Origin of the sequence: Paraburkholderia sp. J7 (assembly GCF_905220155.1) — a bacterium.
Classification (GTDB): domain Bacteria; phylum Pseudomonadota; class Gammaproteobacteria; order Burkholderiales; family Burkholderiaceae; genus Paraburkholderia.
Genome location: NZ_CAJMYZ010000026.1, coordinates 24,091 through 42,371, shown reverse-complemented (window position 1 = coordinate 42,371; position 18,281 = coordinate 24,091). Strand labels below are relative to the sequence as shown.

The 18,281-nt window shown below is 63.6% G+C and carries 12 protein-coding genes; 2 read left to right on the top strand and 10 right to left on the bottom strand.

What is annotated here, in order from left to right; translation table 11 throughout:
• Positions 1-25: 25 nt before the first annotated feature.
• The 3 genes from U5A58_RS33275 to U5A58_RS33265 all read right to left on the bottom strand — a co-directional run bounded on the left by U5A58_RS33275 (position 26) and on the right by U5A58_RS33265 (position 3,822).
• Positions 26-1,267 (bottom strand): NAD(P)/FAD-dependent oxidoreductase, encoded by a 1,242-nt coding sequence (locus U5A58_RS33275; RefSeq protein WP_321909317.1) that lies wholly within the window; start codon positions 1,265-1,267, stop codon positions 26-28.
• Positions 1,268-1,412: 145 nt separating this feature from the next.
• On the bottom strand, positions 1,413-2,321 hold the full coding sequence (locus U5A58_RS33270) for a transporter substrate-binding domain-containing protein (protein WP_321964614.1): 909 nt from the start codon (positions 2,319-2,321) through the stop codon (positions 1,413-1,415).
• 193 nt (positions 2,322-2,514) lie between these two features.
• Positions 2,515-3,822, bottom strand: coding sequence for an MFS transporter (locus U5A58_RS33265; RefSeq protein ID WP_321964613.1), 1,308 nt, complete (start codon positions 3,820-3,822; stop codon positions 2,515-2,517).
• Between the two features lie 322 nt (positions 3,823-4,144).
• Here U5A58_RS33265 and U5A58_RS33260 point away from each other — a divergent pair, with 322 nt between their 5' ends.
• Complete coding sequence (locus tag U5A58_RS33260) at positions 4,145-4,669, top strand: nucleoside 2-deoxyribosyltransferase (protein ID WP_321964612.1); 525 nt, start codon at positions 4,145-4,147, stop codon at positions 4,667-4,669.
• Positions 4,670-4,686: 17 nt separating this feature from the next.
• Here the strand turns inward: U5A58_RS33260 and U5A58_RS33255 are convergent, their stop codons facing one another.
• The 4 genes from U5A58_RS33255 to U5A58_RS33240 form a co-directional block, all read right to left on the bottom strand.
• Positions 4,687-6,360, bottom strand: coding sequence for a S10 family serine carboxypeptidase-like protein (locus tag U5A58_RS33255; RefSeq protein WP_321964611.1), 1,674 nt, complete (start codon positions 6,358-6,360; stop codon positions 4,687-4,689).
• A 123-nt stretch (positions 6,361-6,483) separates the two neighbouring features.
• Complete coding sequence (locus tag U5A58_RS33250) at positions 6,484-8,106, bottom strand: S53 family peptidase (protein ID WP_321964610.1); 1,623 nt, start codon at positions 8,104-8,106, stop codon at positions 6,484-6,486.
• A gap of 372 nt (positions 8,107-8,478) precedes the next feature.
• Positions 8,479-9,369, bottom strand: coding sequence for a UTP--glucose-1-phosphate uridylyltransferase GalU (gene galU / locus U5A58_RS33245; protein ID WP_321964609.1), 891 nt, complete (start codon positions 9,367-9,369; stop codon positions 8,479-8,481).
• A gap of 264 nt (positions 9,370-9,633) precedes the next feature.
• Entirely contained in the window at positions 9,634-9,777 is a 144-nt protein-coding gene (locus U5A58_RS33240; protein WP_321964608.1) for a hypothetical protein, read from the bottom strand.
• 199 nt (positions 9,778-9,976) lie between these two features.
• Between U5A58_RS33240 and U5A58_RS33235 the strand changes: the two genes are divergently transcribed.
• A complete protein-coding gene (locus tag U5A58_RS33235; protein WP_321964607.1) occupies positions 9,977-11,158 on the top strand; it encodes an acyltransferase in 1,182 nt (393 codons plus the stop codon).
• Positions 11,159-11,754: 596 nt separating this feature from the next.
• Here the strand turns inward: U5A58_RS33235 and U5A58_RS33230 are convergent.
• Genes U5A58_RS33230 through U5A58_RS33220 form a run of 3 tightly spaced genes read right to left on the bottom strand, consistent with a single transcriptional unit; the run spans position 11,755 to position 17,965 of the window.
• Positions 11,755-14,241 (bottom strand): glycosyltransferase family 4 protein, encoded by a 2,487-nt coding sequence (locus U5A58_RS33230; RefSeq protein WP_321964606.1) that lies wholly within the window; start codon positions 14,239-14,241, stop codon positions 11,755-11,757.
• Entirely contained in the window at positions 14,238-15,704 is a 1,467-nt protein-coding gene (locus U5A58_RS33225; protein WP_321964605.1) for a flippase, read from the bottom strand. Before U5A58_RS33225 ends, U5A58_RS33230 begins: the two co-directional genes overlap by 4 nt.
• A gap of 29 nt (positions 15,705-15,733) precedes the next feature.
• Entirely contained in the window at positions 15,734-17,965 is a 2,232-nt protein-coding gene (locus U5A58_RS33220; RefSeq protein ID WP_415774333.1) for a hypothetical protein, read from the bottom strand.
• Positions 17,966-18,281 lie beyond the last annotated feature (316 nt).

The window sequence follows — 18,281 nt, the reverse complement described above, 5'->3', positions numbered from 1 at the left end:
CTGACTTCATCGTTGAACGCGCGGCTCAGGCAAGCGCCGCCGCGGCAAACTTGCCCATATCCGTGGCCGGATCGCGCAGCGCGTCGAGGTCGAGCTTCACGCCCTTGCCCACGAGCTTCTTGCCGCACAGAAAGTCGGGCATCGAATTGACGGCGTCGACCGCGAGCAGTTCGCGGTCCTTCAGGTAGTACACCGCGAAGCGGCGCGCTACGGGGTCGCCGCGCACGATGGCCTCGTCATAGCCCTCGAGCAGCCCCACGGTCTGCAGCTTGAGGTCGTACTGATCGGACCAGAACCATGGCGCATCGCACGCGGGCCGCGGCTTGCCGACGATCGCCGCGGCCGCGAGCTTCGCCTGCTCCACCGCGTTGTGCACGCTTTCCAGGCGCCCCGCGCGGCCATAGTGCGCAAGCGGCCGGTGCGCGCAATCGCCGATGGCGAACACGTCGGGGTCGCTCGTGCGCGCGTCGTCGTCCACCTGGATGCCGTTGGCGCACACAATGCCCGCCGCTTTCGCGAGCGCCTCGTTCGGCAAAATACCGATGCCGACCAGCGCAAGCGTAGCGGGCACGATTTCGCCATCGGCCAGCTTCACGCCGGTGAGCTTGCCGCCCTCGCCCACGAGCGCCTCGATCGTCGCGTTCAGGCGCAGTTCCACGCCTTGCGCGCGATGCTCGTTCGCGTAGAACGCGGAAACGGTCTCGCCCGCCACGCGGCCCAGCACGCGCGGCGCCGCTTCGAGCACCGTGACCTCGTGGCCGAGCTGGCGCGCCGCCGCTGCCGCTTCGAGGCCAATATAGCCGGCGCCGATCACCACGAGCTTTTCGCCCGGCTTCACGCGCTCGCGCAGCACGTCTGCGTCCGCGAGCGAGCGCAGCGCGATCACACCCGCGAGATCGTGGCCTGGCACCGTCAACGCGCGCGGCGTCGAGCCGGTGGCGAGAATCAGCTTGTCGTATTGAACGTGGCTGCCGTCGGCGAGTGTGAGCGTGCGGTTCGCGCGGTCGAGCGACTGCGCGCTTGCGCCGAGCTTCAGCTCGATGCGCTGCTCGTCATAGAACGCGCGCGGCTTGAGCCACAGACGTTCGACGTCGGCCTCGCCCTTCAAATAGGCCTTGCTGAGCGGCGGCCGGTGATAGGGCGGCACCGGTTCTTCGCCAACCAGCACCACGCGGCCGTCGAATCCATATTGCCGCAGCAGCGCCGCGGCGTTGCCGCCCGCATGCCCTGCCCCAACGATCACCACTGTGCTGCCGTTTTCTTGCATGTCCGCTCCCGCTTGATCCTGCTCTTTACCTATTAATCGATTCATCGCGTGCATCAGCGGCCAGGACTCATTCATGCACTTGAATCCACGCCGCCCGCCGCGCCAGGAACGAGATCATCTCATGGTTCGCACACGCACGCGGCGCTTAGTCGAACGCGCGATCGTTCGGCGCGGCATAGAGCGCGCGCAATTGCTCGCTCATCGGAAACGCGAAATTCACGCCTTTGGGCGGCACCGGCTTCTCGAACCACTTCGCGTACATTGCGTTGATTTCGCCGCTCTTCATGATTCCCGCCATCGTGTCGTTCACGAGTTGCCGGAATTCGGGGTCGCCGTTGCGCATCATGAACGCATACGCCTCCAACGATTGCGGCGTACCCACGATCACCCATTCGGACGGCTTCTGCGTGAGCGAGCGCGTACCGGCGAGCAGCACGTCGTCCATCATGTAGGCCACGACGCGCCCCGACTCGAGCGTGGCGCGCCCCTCGGCATAGTCGCGCGCGCTGATGATGCGCATGTTCATCTGCTTGTCGAGGTTCATGCGCCGCAGGATGCGCTCGGACGTCGTGCCCTGGTTCGTGAGCACCGTCTTGCCCGCGAGATCGGGAAAGTCGTGAATGCCCGAATTCTTGTGCGTGAGCAGGCGCGTGGTCGCAATGAAGAACGTATTGGAAAAGCTCACCTGAGCCTCGCGCGCCTTCAGGTTCGTCGTGACGCCGCACTCCAGATCCACGGTGCCGTTCTGCACGAGCGGAATGCGGTTTTGCGAAGTGACGGGAATGAAATGCACCTGCAAATTCGGGCGCTTCGTCCTGAGCTTGACCGCGTCGATCACCTTGTTGCAGATGTCCTGCGAAAAGCCGATCACCTGGTTGTCGCCAATCACGTAGGAGAACGGGACCGAAGTCTCGCGATACCCAACGGCGATGATGTTTGCCGCGCGGATCTTGTCGAGCGTGGGCTGTGCGACCTGGGCGGCCGCCGGCTGCAGCAGCGCAATGCATGCCGCGATGGACCAGCAAGCCAGCGACAGCAGCTTCAGTGCGTTCATCAGTCGGTCCTCTACTCGCGTATCGTTGTCTTGCGCATTCAAAGCCTACATATGTCGCCAGAATCGATCATCGCGCAACATGCGGGAAATACCAGGGCTTTCCCGAGATGTTAAGCCGACGACGAAAAAAAAGCAGCGGACCTTGCCGCTGCTTTTCTTGCTCAATGCCGCACAATCTTCGCGGCAAACGCCATCAGCCGTTGACGATCTTCTTCGGCTGCAGCAGCGCCAGCACCGCGCCCAGCACCATGGCCGCCGAAACACAGTACATGCCCGCATTCGTGCTTTGCGTCGCGTCCTTCATCCAGCCGATGATCGAAGGGCTCACGAAGCCCGCGAGATTGCCGATCGAGTTGATCATGCCGATGGCGGCGGCGGCCGAACCGCCCGCGAGAATCGCGCTCGGCCAGGTCCAGAACACGGGCATCGTGGCGAGCATGCCAGCCGCGCCCACCGAGAGCGCAAGCATGGCGAGCGGCACGTTGTTGCCGAACACGGTGCTGAAATACAGGCCGAGTGCCGAAGCCAGCGAAGCGATGGCGAAGTGCCAGCGGCGCTCGCCCGTGCGGTCGGCGCTCTTCGCCACGAACAGCATGCTGAACACCGCGCACGCGTACGGAATGGCGGTGAGCAGGCCCACGTCGAGCGCGCTCTTCACGCCGCTCGCCTTGATGAGCGTGGGCAGATAAAAGCTGATGCCGTAGAGGCCCATCATGCAGCAGAAGTAGATCACGGCCATGAGCCACACGCGGCCATTGGCGAACACCGAGCCGATCGATGCGTGGCCCTTGCCGGCCTGGTCCTGCTCGATATTGCGTTCGAGCGCGGCCTTCTCGTCGTCCGATAGCCACTTCGCCGCACGAATGCCGTTAGGCAAATAGAAGAGCGTGATCACGCCCAGCACGAGCGAAGGCACTGCTTCGATCAGGAAAAGCCACTGCCAGCCCGCCCAGCCGTTCGTGCCGGTGAACGCCGAGAGAATCCAGCCCGAAAGCGGGCCGCCCAGCACACCCGCGATCGGAATGCCGATCATGAAGAGCGCGTTCATGCGGCTGCGGCGCGCGGCCGGAAACCAGTAGGTGAGATAGAGCACGATGCCAGGGAAGAAGCCGGCCTCGGCCACGCCCAGCAGGAAGCGCACGAAATAGAACTGCGTGGGCGTCTTCACGAGCAGCGTGGCCGCCGAAAGCACGGCCCACGTAATCATGATGCGCGCGATCCACACGCGCGCGCCCACGCGGTGCATGAGAATATTGCTTGGGACTTCGAAGAAGAAGTAGCCGATAAAGAAAATGCCCGCGCCGAGACCGTACACGGTTTCGCTGAACTGCAGGTCGCTCAGCATCTGCAGCTTGGCGAAGCCTACGTTGACGCGGTCGAGATACGCGGCCACATAGCAGAGGAAAAGAAACGGCAACAGGCGCAGCGTCGCCTTGGAATAGGCGCCCGCTTCGAGATTGTGTAGTGCGGCCTTCGACTGGCCGCCGGCGATCGTATTCATGGTCTCCAACATGGTGCGAAGCCCACGCCGCAAACGACAAGGGCCAAGGAAAACGAGGGCGCATCGGCCGGGTATCAACCCCGAGGTTTATCCCCCGAGGTTTGTCCCCAATACGTTGCGCCCACAACAAATTGCGCGCAGTTGCACGGCGCGCAACGCCGCACGATAGCATGCAAAGCGCATCATCGTAGCGAGACGCAACAATTGCTGTCAACTGTTTGTAAGTAACGGGAATACGCCCGAAACGCCGCTGCCCCGGGACCTGGCGCTAGAATCGTCGAACTCGCTCTCGACGCACCGCTTGCATGGAGAACCGCGCGCCATGAATTCCACCCCGCTGCCCCGCCGCCCGCGCGTGTATCTCGCCGGCTTCGACGTCTTCCGGCGCGACGCGCTCGAGCACGGCGCCCGCCTCGTCTCTGCGTGTGCGGAATATGGCTTCGAGGGCGTCTATCCGCTCGACGCGCAAGTGCCGCCGGACCTCGACGGCCCGCGCCTCGCCGCGTGGATCTATCGCGCGAACGTCGAAGCGATCCGCGCCGCCGATATCGTGATGGCAAATGTGAACGACTTTCGCGGCCCCGGCGAGCCCGACTCCGGCACCGCCTTCGAGATTGGCTATGCAGCCGCACTAGGCAAGGAAGTCTGGGCCTACACGTCCGACCAGGGCACGCTCATCGAACGCGTGCCTTCGGTGCCCGACGCGCAGGGGCGCGTATGCGAACGCGGCTATCTGGTGGAAGATTTCGGCCTCGCCAAGAACCTGATGATCGCGTGCGCGGCGCGCCTCGTGCAGGGCGACGCGCGCGCGTGCCTCGAAGCCATGGCGCAAGGGCGCACGCGATGACAGCGCGCGCCCCCGCCTCAATGATGCATGGTGCTCATCGTGCTCATGCGCTGGAGGGCGCGGATGCGCGCCACCGCGGGGCGGTCCGTCACGGCGACCTGATAGAGCTTCGCGAGATCGGCCTTGAGCGCCGTGCGTGAGCCGGCGTCGAGATACACCATGTGCCCCGACGGATAGAAGCGTGCGCTCAGGTTGTCGCGCACCTTCTGGTCGAGGAGCGGCATCTTCTGCAAGTCGATCACGGTCTGGTAGAACGGCGTGACGAAGTCGTAGTAGCCGTTCGCCGAAAGCACGCGCAAATCCGGGTTCAGCGCCATCACCGCCGCCAGGTCGCCGGCCGTGTAGAGCACGATATTGCCCTGTGCATCCACGCCCTTTTGCGCGCCCGTCGGATCGATATGGCCGAAGTTCCAGTTCTTGAATGCCTGATCGTTCAGGTCCGTGAACGACGAGTTCGTGCGGAACTTCAGCTGCTCGTTCAGGTAGCTGTTCCACATCGCCGTATACACGCCGCTCACCGCCGTCATGGTGGGATCGTTGCCGCCCGAGTTGGGGTCGATATTGCCGGCAATGCCCGTGTCGATGGCAGTCACGCGGCCGTCGTACGAGCCGAGCGCCACGCCCTTGTCCTTCATGAGCGTGGTGAGAAATAGCGAATTGCCGCGGCTGTCGTACGAGGCGATGTCGAGATTCCACGACTCCAGCGTTTGCGTGTCGATGCCCGTGTATTGCGACAGCGTCTTCAGCGTGGCCGGAATGCCCTTGTCGCTGGGATCGGGAAACTTCGACAGCGCCTGCAGATAATCGGTGCGCGCGAATTGCGCGACCTGCGCGACGAACGCCTGCAGGTCCTTCGGCGCGGGCGTCACGCCAAGGCGCTTGTGGTACCAGGCGTCGGCGGCCGCCGTGGGCAGCGCGCCCACCGGATTGCCGCTTTGCGTGTAATCGAGTATCGACGACTGCAGCGTGATGCCGTTCAGATCCACGCCATCCTCGTGCAGCCGGTAGGCGAGCACGCAACTGCGCGCCGTGCCATACGATTCGCCGTAGAGAAACTTCGGCGAATTCCAGCGATCGTTCGCCGAGAGGTAGCGCTTGATGAACTGCTTGAGCGAATCCGCGTCCTGATCCACGCCCCAGAAGTCGCGATTGTGATGCGGCGCGATCGCGGCCGAATAGCCCGTGCCCACCGGATTGATGAAGATGAGGTCGCTCTTGTCGAGCAGGCTGTCCGGATTGTCTTCGAGCGTATAGGGCGCGGGCGGCGTGAAGCCCGGCATCGAGGTCTTGATGCGCTTGGGCGCGAACGAGCCGAGCAGCACGAACACGGATGACGAGCCCGGCCCGCCGTTGTAGAAGAACGTGACGGGACGGTCCTGCGCCTGCACGCCGTCCTTCGTGAACGCCACGTAGAACATCTTGGCATTGGGCTGCGAGCTGCTCGGATCGACCGTCACGAGATGACCGGCCGTAGCCGTATAGGCGATGACTTCCTTGCCGATCTGAATGGCGTGGTGCGTGATCGCGGCGTTCTCGGTTACGTCGGTGACGAAGTCGTCGGGACCGTTGCCGTAAGCGGTGGGATCGAAGCACGGCTGGTCGGCCTGGGAGCGATGCTTGCCGTTGCCGCTCGCGGGGCTGGCCCCTTGAGCGCCGCCGTTGCCCTTGGTGGACTGCGCTTCGTCGTTCATGTCGTCTCCACTTTCTGTGTGTTCGCGTTTGAGACCGTGAATGCAACTTCGAATGGCAACCTTTCATGCAACTCGCATGCGATCGCCATTTCCTTCTCACCGGGGCGACGCGCCGCGCTCATCCTACGTCGAGCCGAGTGCCGCCGCCACCTTGCTGCCGACCGGCGTGCCGAGGCCCGTGCAGGCGTCCCAGCCGGGCGCCGCGGAGAAGTCGCCATTGCTGCCGCTCGTCACGTCGTTGAAGGCGCCGGGCTGCGCATAGAGCCTCGCGTTCGCGAAGCCCACGGGCGTGCCGCGCGCCGCGTTGATGCGCGCGATCAGCGCAGCCCACAGTGGCGCGACAGCGCTCGTGCCGCCCACCACCGTATCCGCGCCGGCCACGCGCACCGCGTAGCCCGTGGCTGGGTCGGCATCGGCTGAGACATCGGGCACGCCGCGCCGCACCAGCGCGCCGGCCCCGCCGCTGCCACGCACGACGCGCAAGCCCTTTTGCCAGTCCGGCAGCGCGAACGTCGCGCTCACGCCGCCGCCGGTCGCGCCGTTTTCGCCGTCGCTCCACACGGTCTCTTGCGAGATGCGTCCGTTCGACGCCGCGATGTGCGTGCCGCCGCAGCCGAGCGCATAAGGGCTCGACGCGGGGAAATCAACATGATCGGCGCCGTCGCCCACGCCGTCCGATGAGCCGCTGTCGCCCGAGGCCGCACACACGGTCACGCCGAGCGCAACGGCCGTTTGCATGGCGTCGTTCAGCGCGCCGAGCGTTTGCTGCGACCACGCCGACTCCGGCGCGCCCCAGCTGATCGAGATGACCGATGGCTTGCGCTGGCTGTCGTGCAGCGCCGCGCTCACCGCATCCACGAAACCGGCCTCGCTGTTCGGCGCGAAATACACGGCAATGAGCGCCCCGGGAGCCAGCGCGCCCGCGATTTCCACGTCGAGCGTAACTTCGGCGTCGGGCCCGTTGGGGTCGCCGGTCGGCGCGTTCGTCGCCTGATCGACAGACACATCCTCGACGCGCGGCGCGCTCACGCCCAGTGCCTTGAAATACGCGGTGAGGTCCGCCGTGTCGTATCCGCCGCCCATTTCGACGATTGCAATGCACTGGCCGCTGCCGTCGCCTGCGGGAAAGCTGTAAAGCTCCGCAAGCTGCAAAGGCGTGAACGACCGGGTCACCGCGCGCGCGGCACGGATGGGCGGACGGATGGGTGCGCCAGCAGCCGGCGCATTGGCGAGACTCGTCGGCACGAAGCGAAAGTGCGGCTGCGCCTTCGCGCGATTGTCGAGCCCCACGACGGCGGTGACGACCTCGTGCATGTCTTGCGGCAAATGCAGAGGGCCGCTCGGCTGGTGAAAGTGATGCGTGGTCTTGCCGACCTGATGCTCGAAACGCTGCAGGTCGATGCCAAAGGCGGCGTTGTACTGCTGCACCGTGCCCGAGAGCACGACCCGGCGCGCCGAGGCGTCGGCGTGGTCCACGGCGAGGCCGTGCGCCTTCGCGAACTGTTCGACACGCTCGATATCCGCCGCGCTGGCGCCAAAGCGCCGCTCATACTCTTCGCGGGAAACCGGCTTGGCGGCGGGGTCGTTGGCGGTGAGCCGGTTCACCAGCTCGTGAAATTCAGGCGACGCCTGACGCCGCAGGATCAACACGATCTTGAAGCGCTCCGCCGGGTCGCACGCGCCGACGCACTGCGCGCCAGCGGGCGCGGGATGTTCGCTGCCTGCCACGGGAAGGTGCCTGGTCATGGCCGGTTTCTCCTTCGTGAAGCGCGTACCTGTGACTGGATCCTGGCGCCCGCACGCGCGTTGAATCACCGCAATTGCGCGCACCAAACCAGCCCGGCATGCCATACAAGAATCGTTGGGATATTCATGCAGCATCGCCACCGCACGATGCGGCCAACGGCGCAGCGCGAACACAAACGAAACGTTGTGCGCATTCGGCGTGCCCGCCAGAATCGTTATACACCGATGACGATTGCAAATCTCTCCGGGCGCAAGCGCATAGCCATGCCAGGAGGTCGTTGGGGAGGAAGGCAAGATGTGCAAAAAGCGCGCGGGCACTGAGCCCGCGCGCTTCGAATGACCCCGTAGCGTGGTTGCGCCGCTGCGGCGTTGTTATGCCGCAGCAGCGAGCGCGGCCGGCAGATGCGTTTGCAGATACGCCTCGAACTCGTCCTTCACCTCCGGATGGCGCAGCGCGAACTCCACCGTTGCCTTGAGGTAGCCGAGCTTGCTGCCGCAGTCGAAACGCGTGCCCATATAGCGGTACGCGAGCACCTGCTCTTCGGTGAGCAACGACTGCAATGCGTCTGTAAGCTGCAGCTCGCCGCCTGCACCCGGCTTCAGCGCGCGCAGATGGTCGAAAATCGTGGGCATCAGCACATAGCGGCCCACCACGCCGAGATTCGAGGGCGCGGCTTCCGGCGCCGGCTTTTCGACGATGCCCGACAGCTTGAACACATCCTCTTCCCACTCGCGGCCATCGACGATGCCGTACGACGCGCTGTTTTCACGCGCGATCGATTCCACACCGATCACCGAACTGTGATAGTGATTGAACGTGTTCACGAGCTGCTTCATGACCGGCGTGGGGCTGTAGAGCAGGTCGTCCGCCAGGATCACGGCGAACGGCGAGCCGCCCACGAGCTTTTCCGCGCACAGCACGGCGTGGCCCAGACCGAGCGCCTCGGCCTGGCGCACGTAGAAGCAGTCCACATTGGCCGGCTTGATGCTGCGAACGAGGTCGAGCAGCTTTTGCTTGTTGCGGGCTTCGAGTTCGCATTCGATCTCGTACGACTTGTCGAAATGGTCTTCGATCGCGCGCTTGCTGCGGCCGGTCACGAAGATCATTTCGGTAATCCCCGCAGCGATCGCCTCTTCCACCGCGTACTGAATGAGCGGCTTGTCGACGACCGGCAGCATTTCCTTGGGGCTCGCCTTGGTGGCGGGCAAGAAGCGCGTCCCCAGGCCTGCAACAGGAAATACCGCTTTGGTTACTTTGAGCATGATGTCCATTCCCAGATCGTTCGTTTGAGTCTCGGTCTCGCAGCGAGGCAAGCCGACTTCCCCGAGGTTCTGCCCTGGCAGATTCTTGTATTGAACAAGATTGTTTACCGCCTTTTAAAGAATAAAAAAGGCCAATAAATTCAGATTGTAAGATTCCAACTTAACACCGGAAATTATTTCCATTCATTCTGAATAATTTAGAGCGAATCGGCATGAATTTCCTGATCCGGCTTGTGTCGGTGACGCGTCTCGTTCGGGCGCAGTCTACTCCGCTTCATCGGCGGGCGGCAACGCGCCGGAACGCGTGCGTGTGCGCCGGATTGGCTCATTGCGCAAGGCCTCACGATATGCGGATACCCCCACGAGTATCAACAGCACGGCCACGCCGGCCAGCAAGTGCAGGTTCATCGGATTCTCCAGCGACCATAGTCGATCACACACAAACTAGCATTTCAAATTCCACAAATAAACCGCTTTGATTTTCAATCCATTTATTTCTCCATTTCTCTTAACCGCTCGAATACATTTTGAAAATCTTTTGCTTACTTCACTCGCGCGCGCGCCTCTAAGATCGCCGGGTACTCTCCCCAAGGACCGGCTGACACCGATGAGCGATCCCGTACTCCAAACCGCCATGCCGCCTGCGTCCGCGCTTCCCGGCGCTGTGGTGTCCCCTGCAGCGCGGCCCGCGACCGCGGCGCGCGAGCTTGCAGGCGATCAACTGATCGAGGCGCTGCGCGGCTTTGCGGCCTTGCTGGTGGCCTATTTCCATTGCCGTCAGGTGACCTGGATCGGCATGGGTGCGTTTCACCAGCTGCACGCGAGCCTCGCGAGCCCAGGCACGATCGCCGCGTGGCTTACGTTTCCCATTGCCTGGGGATCGGCGGGCGTGCCGATTTTTTTCGTCATCAGCGGGTATTGCATTCACCGCAGCGGCGCCGCGCGCCTGAATGCAAACCCCAATTTCCGGCTCGACGCGCGGCAGTTCTGGTTGCGCCGTTTCGTGCGCATTTATCCGGTGCTGCTCGCGGCGTTGCTGCTCACGCTGGCTGTGGATTCGGTCAGCCTCTCGCTCTTTCCTGTGAGCCACAAGATCAATGGCATCGGGGTGCGTGACTTCTTCGTCAATCTGTTTTCTCTGCAGGGCGTGGCCGGTAAGACGTATGGCTCTAACGGCGCGCTCTGGACCCTTTCGCTCGAAGTGCAGTTTTACCTGCTCTATCCGCTGCTTTTCGCTGCGCGCCGGCGGTTTGGGCTGAATGTTGTGCTTGCTGCCGTGGCGCTCGTTAATGTCGTGTCTGCTTTGACGCTGGAGCGGCATGACGTCGTCGTCTTCACGTCGTACTGGTTCTCGTGGGTGCTCGGCGCATGGATCGCCGAAGTGCGCTTGCGTGGGTCTTCCGGGTTCCGGTTTGCCTATCCCGCTGCGGCGCTTTTCGCCGTGGCCGGATGCGTGGCGTTTCACTTTGGCCAGTTTGGCGCGTTCCAGCTCTGGGCCTGTGCGTTTGCGTGCTATCTCGTGAAGGCGCTTGCGCAGCCCGCTTCTCCTGGCGCGCTCCACCTGCTGTTCTCCAAACTCGGCGATTTCAGCTACTCGCTCTATCTCATCCATTTGCCACTGTTCGTGCTGCTCGGATCGCTGTTGTTCCGCTCCGAGTTGCAGACTTCGATCTGGCCGTCGTTCGGTTTTACCCTCGCCGTGATTCCTGTTGCCTGGGTGTTCTATCGGCTCTTCGAGCGGCCTGCGCTGAATGCTGCCGCGCGGCTTAGGAGGCGGGTCGCCGTTTGATCGTGGGTCCCTGGCGCTTTGGCCTTTTCTTGTTTTCGCGGCGGTATGCCAGCGTTGCCCCTGTGCGGGGCGGCACCTACTTTTCTTTGCAGCGGCAAAGAAAAGTAGGCAAAAGAAAGCCGCTCAAACCGCTAATGCCTGCCACAGTTCACATCGCACCACCAAGGGTTAATGGCTCCGGAGCGTCTGGCACCTCGCACCACTGAACTGAGTGACAAGGCGCTCATCCTTCCGGCGGCGCTACGCGCGCCGAAGCGCATAACCTAAAACCAGTGGTGCGTTTGCATTGCGTTACCGCATGACAATGCCCCCTGGTTTCCCGTGCAGACCCAACCGCAGCGCGCGTAGCGAGCAGCGGGAACGGACAAGCCCTTTGTCACTAACGAGAATGGTGCGAGGTGACAGACGCTCCGGAGCCATTAACCCTTGGTGGCGCGATGTGAACTGTGGCAGGCGCTAGCGGTTTGAGCGGCTTTCTTTTGCCTACTTTTCTTTGCCGCTGCAAAGAAAAGTAGGTGCGGCCCCGCACAGGGGCAACGCTGGCATACCGACGCGAACACAAGGAAACGCCAAAGCGGCAAGGAGCCAAAAACCCTTCACTTCCCCCGCGCAACAACACCATCGAGCACCCGCTCGACCGCCTCGACATACTGCTGCTTCCCAAACCGCTCGCGCGCAGTAGCGAGCCCTTGCGCGGCAAGCGCTTCACGCAAACCCGCATCATCATGCAACCTGCCGATAGTCGCAGCCAGTTCCTTCGCATCGGCAGGCGTGCAGAGCAACCCACTCTTACCGTGCTCGACAATCTCGGTCACACCACCATCACGCGAAGCCACAACCGGCCGCTGCGCGAGCATGCCTTCCACGACCACGCGCCCGAACGGCTCAGCCGTAATAGACGTGTGCGCGATCACATCGACAGCACGCATACACGCCGCGATGTCATGCCGGAAGCCAAGAAAATGCACACGCGCCTGCAACCCATTCGCATCGACAAACGCACGCAACTCCGCCGCATAGGCGTCCTCGCCAAACAGCGGCGCCCCCACAAACACAGCATGCGCCCGCGGCTCATCGAGCAACGCTTCGAGCAGCACATGCTGCCCTTTCCAGCGCGCAAGCCGGCTAAACGCGCCAACGAGGAACGCGTCCTCGGGCAACCCGATCTGCGCGCGCAATTGCGCCTGAGGCACACGCGCAAGCGCACGGAACGGCGATTCATCCACCCCGTTATGCACGACATCGATTCGCTTCGCATCGAACCGCGTGAGTTGTGCAAACACCTTCGCCGAAGCATGCGAATTCGCAATCACATGCGCGAGCCCCAGCTTCGCGCAGCCCTTGATCACGGCGCGCTGCACGCGGCCGAAGTGCTCGTCGCTCACGATGTCGCGCAAATGCCAAACCACCGGCTTACGCGCCAACTTGCCCGCAAGCACGCCAATCACCATGGCGCGTTGCGTGTTGGCGTAAAGCACGTCAGCTTCACGGGCGCGGCGGCGCGTCTCGCGCACGAGCGCGGCAATGCCCGCGAGCACACCGAGACGCGGCGCTGCACCGCCATCGCGCCGCACCTTGCTCAATGCCCCCGAATCGAGCACCTCCACGCGCGCGCCTGCCTTGTCGAGCGCCTCCCTGAAGGGGCCGTCGTTAAAGAGCAGCACGTCGATACGCGAGCGCAAGCCCTTCACCACTTCGAGCAGCGATAGCTCGGCGCCGCCCAGCACGCCGCTCTGGTCGATCGCGAGTACTCGCGGCGATTCCGTTGCGTCCGCATCGACTTCAAACGGCGGCGCGCCGTGCGCGGAGCCCGCCTGCGAGATCGCCGGCACCGCCTTCGCCACGCGTGCGAAGAACTGCTCGCGGAAATGCCGCGAAGAAAAGCGCTCGGCGTTCGCGCGACAATCCTCGGCTCGGAATCGCCCCGGATCGCTTTCGAACGAGTCGACGGCCGCGATGATCGCGTCCGCGTTTTGCTCTTCGAAGAAGATGCCCGTGGGCCGCGAACCGGTGTCGCGCACCGTTTCGAGTGCGCCGCCCTTCCCGAAGGCAATTACAGGCGTGCCGCAAGCCTGCGCCTCGACCACGGAAATACCGAAGTCCTCTTCCGCCGCGAACACGAAGGCTTTGGCGCGCCGCATGCGGTCATGCAGCACCGCGAACGGCTGATAGCCGAGCACTTCCACGTTAGGCGTGGCCTTCGCGCGCACCTTGTTCATGTCGGGGCCGTCGCCGATCACCACGAGACGTCGCTCGGGCATGCGCGAGAACGCCTCGACGATCAGGTCGATCTTCTTGTACGGCACGAGTCGCGAGGCGGTCACATAGAAGTCTTCCTTCTGCGTTTCCAGCTCGAACGCGTCGACATCCACGGGCGGGTACACCACCTCGGCCTGGCGCTGGTACACCTTCTGAATGCGGCGCGCGATGAACTCCGAATTGGCGACGAACTGGTCCACAGAATTCGCCGTACGTACATCCCAGTTGCGGATGTAGTGCAGGATCAGGCGCGCGAGCATCGACTTCGGGCCGCGTGTGAGGCTCGACTCCTGCAGGTACTGATGCTGGAGATCCCACGCATAGCGGATCGGCGAATGCACGTAGCTGATATGAAACTGGTCCGGTCCCGTGAGCACGCCCTTGGCTACCGCGTGGCTACTCGAAATCACCACGTCGTAGCCCGACACGTCGAGTTGCTCGATGGCGAGGGGCATGAACGGCAAGTACGCGCGATATCGCTTGCGCGCGCCGGGCAGCTTCTGAATGAAAGAGGTCGTGGCACGCTTGCCGCGCAGGAACGTGCGGTCCTTCGCATCGACGAAGTCGACGACCGAGAACAGGTCCGCGTCGGGAAAGCAGGCCAGGATCTGCTCGAGCACACGCTCCGCGCCCGCGTAGGTCACGAGCCAGTCGTGCACGATGGCCACGCGCGGCGCGCGGCCCGCGGCGAAGGCTGGCCGCAAGGGACGCAGCGGCATGACAGCGCCCGTTTCGGCGCGTCGCGGTTCGGTGGCGTCGCGCCGTTGAATGGGCGCGGCGGCGCTTTCGGACGGCGCCGCTTCGTCGATCAGTTCGTGACTCATGCGCTTTTCCGTGAATTCAGTCGAAAGAGAAGGGAGCGGGCGTAGCCGCGCAGCATGGGCGTGGTCGCTACCGACCACACCACGTTGCCGAGCGCCAGCACGACACCGGCGCCAATGGCGTACAGCGCGTCCGGCAGCCACCACGCGAGAGCGAGCGCCGTGGCAAGAAAACTCAGGTGTGCAAACATATCGACGATGATCGTGCGGCTATGAATGCGCGACAGCCACAACAGCACGACGTAGTCGAACAGTGCGCGAAACAGCACGGCGGCCGCTGCGCCCGGCAAACCGAAACGCGAAATGCCGAGCCACAGCAGGCCCGCAAAGAGCGGCAATTCCACGATCCCCACGCGTGCGGCAGCGGCAGGATTGTTTTGCGACTGGATGAGAATACGCGTGACGCCCGCCTGCCCGACGAGCCACACGGCGATGATCAGCACGCGTCCAACCGGCGCGCCATGCTCGGCGATCACGGGCCCCACCCACGCATGCAGGAAGGGCGCGAGCACGACGATCGCGCCGATGGCGATGGGCGTGAACACGGCATTGAGAAATTGCAGCGACTGCGCGGCGATTTCATCCGCATGCTCGCGACCGAGTGCCGAGAGGCGCGGGAACAGTGTGCGCACGAGCGCATTGGGCACCATGTTCAGGCGCGTGACGAGGTTCTGCGGCACGGTGTAATAAGTGACGAAGCGCGCGCCGAGGCCCGCGCCCAGCATCATGCGGTCGAGCGAGTCCGCGACCATCGTGGTGACGCTCGCAACCAGCATCCAGCCGCCGAAATTGAAGAGCGCCTTCGAGGTATCGAGGCGCGGCCCGCGCACCTTGCGAATGCCGAGTACGCGCAGCGCGGAGCGGCCAAGCAGGATGGCGGCCGCGAGACGCGCGAACACGGCGGCGGCAAGCACGGTCTGCAGATTCGGCTCGTAGGCCCAGGCGGCGGCAAGCGGCAGCAGCTGGAACAGGAACGTGCCGAGCGTCTGGTTCGTGTTGTAGATGCCAAATCGCTCCGCACCGTTGATCGCGCCCGCGAACACCCACGACACATTCGCCACCGGAATCGCCACGGCGAGCCAGGGCAGTGCGAGATAAACCTCGTGGCGCAGTTCGGGCGTGACGTGCGTGAAATACGCGGTATAGAGCGCGCCGCCCGAATAGATCAGCAGGCCGCCGATCGCGCCGGTCGTGAAGTTCAGCCAGAACGCGCTCCAGAACACGCGCTCGCACGCATCGGCATCTTTGGACGCATACGCCTTTGAGATCTGGTTCTGCGCGGCCATGCTCATGCCGAGATCGAGCACGCTGAAGTAGCCGATCAAGGTCCACACGAGCGCGATCACGCCGTAGCGCTCCACGCCGAGCAGGCGAATATACGAAGGCACCGTGACGAGCGACACGAAGGTCGGCAGCACGAGACCGAACAGATTGATTGCGACGTTGCGCAGTATTCCTTTATCCATTAGGTATCCAGTTGCGTGGCCCGTGAGGGTCAGGCCGGTTTCCAGCGGTACATGAGGACCTTGCCGCGCGCGTCTTCCTCGACGAACACGAGGTATTCGCCGTTTGCTTCGCGATGCGCGGTGATGCCGAACGGCACGTCGACCCAACCCGAGGTATTGCCCACTTCCGCGCCCGGGCCGAAGGTGCCGATCTCCTTCGCGCTGTCCTTGTCGTACACGTGCACGTTGCCCGCGGGCTCGACCACGAACATGTACTGGCCTTCCACCGTGAGCCCTGCGGGCGTGACAGGCGGCTTCGCCTTCGGGTCCCACGGCAGGCGCAGCATGTAGCGCTGCTCGGGGTGAGCGCTCGACCACTTGTCGTAGCGCACCAGCACACGCCCCGCTTCCTTCCAGAAGCCGGGATCGTGCGGCGCGTCGGCGGTGTAGCCCGTCACGTAGAGCGTGTCGGTCTGCGGTTCGTAGATCGCGCGATGCACCTCGGTAAACGGCGCGGGAATCGCGTACTTGTCGAGCTTGTCGTACGAGTAGATCGGGTTGCCCTTCGCATCGAGACCGCCAAAGCGAAAGCGCCAGATGCCCTTGTCGTCGCGCGCGCGCCAGATGTCGCCGCGCGTGTCGATCCACCAGCCCCACCCGCCTGCAAGGTGATCGCGGCCCGGATTGCGCGTGAATTCGTCGGCGTCGAACGCGCCGTTGCCGTTCGTGTCGCGCCAGATCCAGTCGCCGGCCGACGGCACGGTTGGCGCGTTCGGCACGTTCTGCACCCCGCGGCCGCGCCCCGCGATGAAGCCCGAGGGAATCGCGGTCTCGCCGTCGCGCTGCGCGTCGAAGCGATAGATCTTCAGGTGGTCCGCATACATGTCGGTCAGGAACAGGAACGTGTGTCCATCCAACACGCGCGCGGTCGGCAGACCCGGCCACTGATCGGTGTGAAAAACGGGGTCGTCGGGATAGCGGAACCGATTAGACAGGAATCCGACATATTTCCAGTCCTGCCCTGCTGGCTTCGACAAATCAAGTTCGAAGCGCTTGTTGCCCGTATAAACGCTGTTGGGGCGCTGCGGGTCCACCCAGGCGCCATCTACGAAGAGCAGGCCTTCCAGGTTCCACAGGCGCTTGCCTGCGGGCGTATACGCCTCCAGCGTCGCGCCAAGGCCTGCGCCGATGCTGCCATCGTGCTGCGGCCCCACGCCGTTGGTCGAGACGTAGATGTTGCCGCGCGCATCGGTGCCGACGCCCGTCAGGCCATTGAACCGGCCCGGCCCCGGCCTGCCCGCGACACCCGAGAAGATGCCGCCGCGTTCGCCAAGCGTGGCGCTCTGCGTCCACGTCTTGCCGTTGCGCGTGAAGATCAGAATCTGCTGGCGTGGCCCGTTATCGGCGATCAGCAAGCGTTGCTGCGGATCGAACGCGAGATCCACGGGCACCGCATCGTCGGGCAGCGCGAGCGTGTCGTCGAGGCGCTTGCCATCTGCCGAGTAATGCGCCACGCGCGGCTGGGCAGCGCCCTTGCCCGCGCCACTCCCCGTGAGCACCCACACCGACCCGTCGGCCGCGAGCGCGATACGTCCCGGCGCCTCAACGTCCCATTGCGTCTTGCGCTGCATCGAGTTCGCGTCGTACACCTCGATGCGGTTCATCGGCGTGTTGCTCACGTAGAGCGTCGAATCCGTAGCGGCGAGGCCGCCAATGTCGGCAGGCGTGCCCGCAGGGACTTCGTTGATCTTCAGAAACGACGCCGAAAGCTGCGCATGCGGATTGAGCGGATCGGGCGAAGCCTGAAACGCGGCCGGACGTTTGGGCTCGTCGAGCGGCCGGCGCGTGATGCCGTACCACTGGCTGCCCTTCGCAGGCCAGATGCCGCTGCCGACGAGATGGCCCTTCTCGTTGCCCACGCCCACCGCCGCATACAGATAGCGATGATTCACGGCCACCGCGCTGCCACCGCCGCCGCCCCAGCCATGCGTGCCGCCGGCAAAGCCGAGCGGCTTGCCGTCCTGGTACGCGCTGATCTCGGCGCCGCTCTCGTCCCACGGGGCGTTGGTGAAGACCTTGCCTTCGGGTGTGACGGCAATGGCCGTGACGTTGATTTGCATCCAGGTGCCCTGGCCATTACCAAAGGTGTTGCCGATCCACGAGGTCGTCACGTTGAGCTGCGGCGCGGCGATGGTCTGGACCGAAGACGTGCAGATAAACGTGCACGTCGCGGCCAGCGCCAACGTCCTGCGCAAACGGCGATCGGGATTCGATAACGGCAAGGCAATTCCTCCGGTCTGATGACGGCAATCTGCCTGGATCATGCCGCACAAACCGTATGAAAAATCGCCTCCAAAAAAGGGAAAATAATTCAAAAAAATTCAGTATTTATGACCCATTTCCGAGTGCGCCGGAAATAAATCCCAGAGCCGGGACGTGAAGCCTGTAAGGCCTACGCAGCTTGACGTGACCTCATTTCCGGACAGCCATGCGTATTTCATATCGCGCAAATTCCGGTAATTAAAATTAAAAATCCAATGCCAATATATTTCGGCTTTTTGAAGATTTAATTCTTTCTAGAATGAATCGCACAGTAAT